Source organism: uncultured Brachyspira sp. (assembly GCF_944393015.1).
Taxonomy (GTDB): domain Bacteria; phylum Spirochaetota; class Brachyspiria; order Brachyspirales; family Brachyspiraceae; genus Brachyspira.
The window spans coordinates 1-4025 of sequence record NZ_CALXYQ010000095.1; the positions used below are offsets into that span (position 1 = coordinate 1).

4 protein-coding genes and 1 pseudogene are annotated in these 4025 nt (G+C 29.9%); all 5 read right to left on the bottom strand.

What is annotated here, in order from left to right; all coding sequences use genetic code 11:
- Positions 1-374, bottom strand: a pseudogene (locus Q0K19_RS14955) (glycoside hydrolase family 19 protein); the annotation flags it as partial.
- A complete protein-coding gene (locus Q0K19_RS14960) occupies positions 364-738 on the bottom strand; it encodes a hypothetical protein (protein WP_297249366.1) in 375 nt (124 codons plus the stop codon). The pseudogene Q0K19_RS14955 and the gene Q0K19_RS14960, both read right to left, overlap by 11 nt.
- A gap of 54 nt (positions 739-792) precedes the next feature.
- Positions 793-1182, bottom strand: coding sequence for a sigma factor-like helix-turn-helix DNA-binding protein (locus Q0K19_RS14965; RefSeq protein WP_297249368.1), 390 nt, complete (start codon positions 1180-1182; stop codon positions 793-795).
- A gap of 16 nt (positions 1183-1198) precedes the next feature.
- On the bottom strand, positions 1199-3193 hold the full coding sequence (locus Q0K19_RS14970) for a hypothetical protein (protein WP_297249370.1): 1995 nt from the start codon (positions 3191-3193) through the stop codon (positions 1199-1201).
- A gap of 82 nt (positions 3194-3275) precedes the next feature.
- Positions 3276-4025, bottom strand: a 750-nt coding sequence (locus Q0K19_RS14975) for a hypothetical protein (protein ID WP_297249372.1), incomplete at its 5' end; no start/stop codon positions are given.

Here is a 4025-nt window from a genome sequence, read left to right on the forward strand (position 1 = left end):
CCGTAGTTTTTATAATTATTTTTTCCAGTAAGCTGAATAATGCCTCTGCCTCTGTATTTATATCCTTCATCTTGGCCGTTACCCAAACGTCCGCCGTAAACAAAATTGCCTATAGCCTCAGCTCCTTGAAGACATAATTTTTTAGCATTTTCTAAACTTCCAACTCTTTTTTTGAATACATCAAAAAGCCTTTGAGGAGTGTATCTGAAGCTCTCTTCAAGTCTTTTATAATTATTACTTTCATGTGTTGTTTGTGCCAAGAACATGGCTATCTCTTTTTTGTCTTTTATGTTATATTTATTTAGTGTATTGTTTAATGGGGTAAGCCATTTTGTATTTATATTCAATTTTTCTATAGTTTCTTTATTTATCATTTTGGCTTGCCTCCTTATCTTTTCCCTGAGAGACGTTTCCGTGCAGCTCATATACTTTTATATATTCGCTGCTGCTTTTTTCTTTTGCTATTTGAAGCGTTACTTCTCTTTGTTTTAATACTTTAATCTCTGTTTCCATATTAACTATGCAGTCGCTGTATTGATATGTTGTATTTTCATGCATTGATATGTTATATCCGTTATGAACTATTTTACCTTGATGTGCTTTTAATATATTAAGAACATCATCTTTCATAGCCTCAATATTTTCTTCATTCTTTTTTTTATCATTTTTCAGTTTGATATATTTTTCTATCAATGAACTTTCTTTTTTACTTAATTCTGTAATACTTTCTTTTGCCATATTTTAATCCTTATATATTTCTTATAATATATAATTAAAATATCGCTTTTTATTTTATTCTATAATACGCTCTATAACACAAACTAAACCTTTTTTGATAGTCTTTTTTATATGTTTCAGTTTAGCAGATATATTTGCCTGATTAGTTCCTAATTGTTCAGCTATTTCCTTTTGACTTAAGCCCTCATTATAAAGCTCTAATACCTGTCTTTGCTCTTTAGAAAGTAAAGCTACTATCACTCTTCTGATTTTTTTATGTTCGTACTCAGAACAGCCGTAAATATATATAGTTTGAGATAAGCAGTCATTATATTTTCTATTCATATTTTTATTTGTACTTTCTGCATAGAAATTATTGTTTTTCAAACTGTTCATTAATTTAGCTTCCATGTCTTTACATAATGCTGTGCATTCTTTTTTCTTTGTGCATTTATCGCAAGTCATTAACACCCCCCTAAAACTATAATTGTCTTAATTTTATAACATTGTCAAATATATTAAGTTTAAGTATCTCGCACTTACAAGGCTTTATGTAGTAAGTGCCGTTTTCTCTTTTATATTCAAACTCTACTATATCAAATAACTTTAGAAAATCTAAAGTTTCATAATATTCAAATGTATAATACTCTTTTAATAAATATCTGCTTCTCATTATTTCATTAGATAAACTGATAGCATCTTCTTTTCTTTTTAATAAAGTTTCAAACTCCTCATGTGCATTTATTCTATGCCTTTTTTTCGCTTCCTCTTCAAAATCAATATTTTTGTATGTAGACTTTAATAAATCATATTTAATGCTGCAGCTTGATAAATATTCACCTTCTTCTACTGTTTTATCAACTCTTCCCATACAGTATTGCTTTATTTTATACTTAGCTTCATTGCTGCGAAACCTTGTACTAATAAAGTCTATTTTATTATTGTATATTTCTAATCTTCCTTGTTCTAAAAAGGAAAGTTCTCCTATTACATCAAGTGTAGTCTTTTTATTATCATTATCAAGTAAAACAGCGATTTCTCTTGAACGTTCTTCTTCTATCTGCCAATTTTCTATATTATAATTTTCTTTAATGTATGCTATGTTCTCATAATCTTCTAAAACCTCTCTGATGAGAGTTAAAGATTTATAAGGCGGTATATCTATTTCTGCATATAACTCATATAAATTATCATTAGTATCTGTTATAGAATGTACTTGTTTATGCCCTCTGAAAATTAACTGCCCTTTTTCTTTATCTAAAGTCCATACTCTTTGACTTCCTTTTCCATCATTATAGTCTTTGAACTCTGGAATAAATATTTCTAATTCTCCGCTTATTACAGTTCCTTCACGTTCTATTATTTCATTTTCACTCTCTGGTGTTTCTATAAAATATATATGAGGTTTTAATTTATTTTCATCAAGCGGATCTTTCCTATTAACAATATTTTCTATAGCATGTCTTGATGTATCGCATATTTCAAAAACTACTTCAGGAATCAAATCAGGATTTAGTATGCTTGGAGTATAATATTTTATAGGCTTTAATTTTACTATAATGCCATGTCCAGCTGCTAAAGTTCTGCAGGTGTCAATAGTATCTTCCCCGCTTTGAACATTCTCAGGGAAGTTCTTTAAATCTGGGTATTCTTTTTCATTAAAAACATTTTTAGGAAGTTCAGCAGAAAAAGAAGCTCTTATATCTGAAGCTGTTATTGTTACAGTTTCTAAAAAAGCATAGTCAGGCTTTTGAATAAAACCAGAGAATATAATTTTTGAATCAGAAAAATCACTTATTGCTGCTACGCTCCCAGCCTCATTATAAGCTCCTGCCGATTTATTAAAATCGGCAGGCATTCGGCTGTCCGCTTGATAGTCAAATACCTGCCTAACTAAAAATCTATTGCCGTATAAATTAATAAAATCATCAAAAAGGCCATCATCATTTCTTAATGTAACAGACATTTCATTTGTTTGAATAGTATCAAAAGAAAGTGAATCGCCTTCTATATCCGCTGTATCTATTTCTTCCACTCTAGGCTCTATATACATATTATTTAATTCAGTAATTAAATTATTATTACTATCAAGCCATTCACGTGTAGAGAATAATCTTTTTATATTTATAATAATATTTTTTTTACTGTAAGGAGTTTCAAAGTTATTAAAATGTATAGCTATATAATTAATATTATCTTTTTTATATTGATAATAAGATTTATTTTGTTTATAAAGAGCTTCTAAAGAAAATACTTCTATATATCCTCTGTCATTGTCTACACTTATAGAGCCTACATTAAACAAATTATACAATTCATTTTCTTTAATATTAAATAATTCATTAAAATAAGAACTGCTGTATAATGAGTATATTTCATTAATACTTGCTCTCCATACACCTCCGAAAGGTGCAAATATTAATCTAGTATCAGGACTAGAAATATCAAGTTCTATGATATTAGCAAAACTCTTCATTACTATTGCTATGTTCGCCTACGCTATAATTACATCTATAATAAATTATAGATGTGCTTCGGCTCACTTACTCCTATATAAACTATTTCTGCATATATTCTATGACTGCTGACCCATCTTGTCCTTTTTCTCCATTAGCAGTAACGCCATGATTGTTACTGTTAGTACCTCCATTTCCTCCGGCACCAACTATAATTTTTATTTTACCTGCACTGCCAAGCATACTTCTTGTTACATCTACAATAGCTGCACTTCCGCTTCCTCCGCCTGCTGAACCATAACCCTCTATAGAACCATTGCCTCCATTTCCTCCGCTAGCTAAAGTAGTATTATTGCTGAATACTGCACCTGTATTATGATTTTTATTATTCCACCTTGTAATTGTTCCATTGTTTCCATTTATTAATTTCCCTTGACCGCTTGCTACTCCACCTTTTCCTCCTGCTATCTCTAAAGCACCGCTTCCAGTTTTATATAATATACCACCTCCAGTGCAGGTTGTTATAGCTTTATCGTTTATTAATATTTTAGAGTCGCCTCCTACAGTATGTGCTGTTCCAGCTGTATCCAATATGCCATAATATCCACCGCCCCCACCTGAACATATATGAACTGTAATACTATTAACATCACTTGGGAAATTAAACTCATGAGTACCAACACCAAAGTTTACAGTTTTTCTTTTTAATGTTAATCCTTTTCTTTGAAAGTCATTAATATTCCAATATTTTTTCTCTACATAACCGCCTAAACTAGCATCATATTTCATTGACAATCTTAAATATTTCTCTATTATGATATTATTATCATTTTTTACATAAAAGCCTCTATT

Coding starts and splice junctions, on each gene's coding strand:
- Q0K19_RS14965 (WP_297249368.1), bottom strand. CDS start 1,182: ATGACTTGCGATAAATGCACAAAGAAAAAAGAATGCACAGCATTATGT.
- Q0K19_RS14960 (WP_297249366.1), bottom strand. CDS start 738: ATGGCAAAAGAAAGTATTACAGAATTAAGTAAAAAAGAAAGTTCATTG.
- Q0K19_RS14970 (WP_297249370.1), bottom strand. CDS start 3,193: ATGAAGAGTTTTGCTAATATCATAGAACTTGATATTTCTAGTCCTGAT.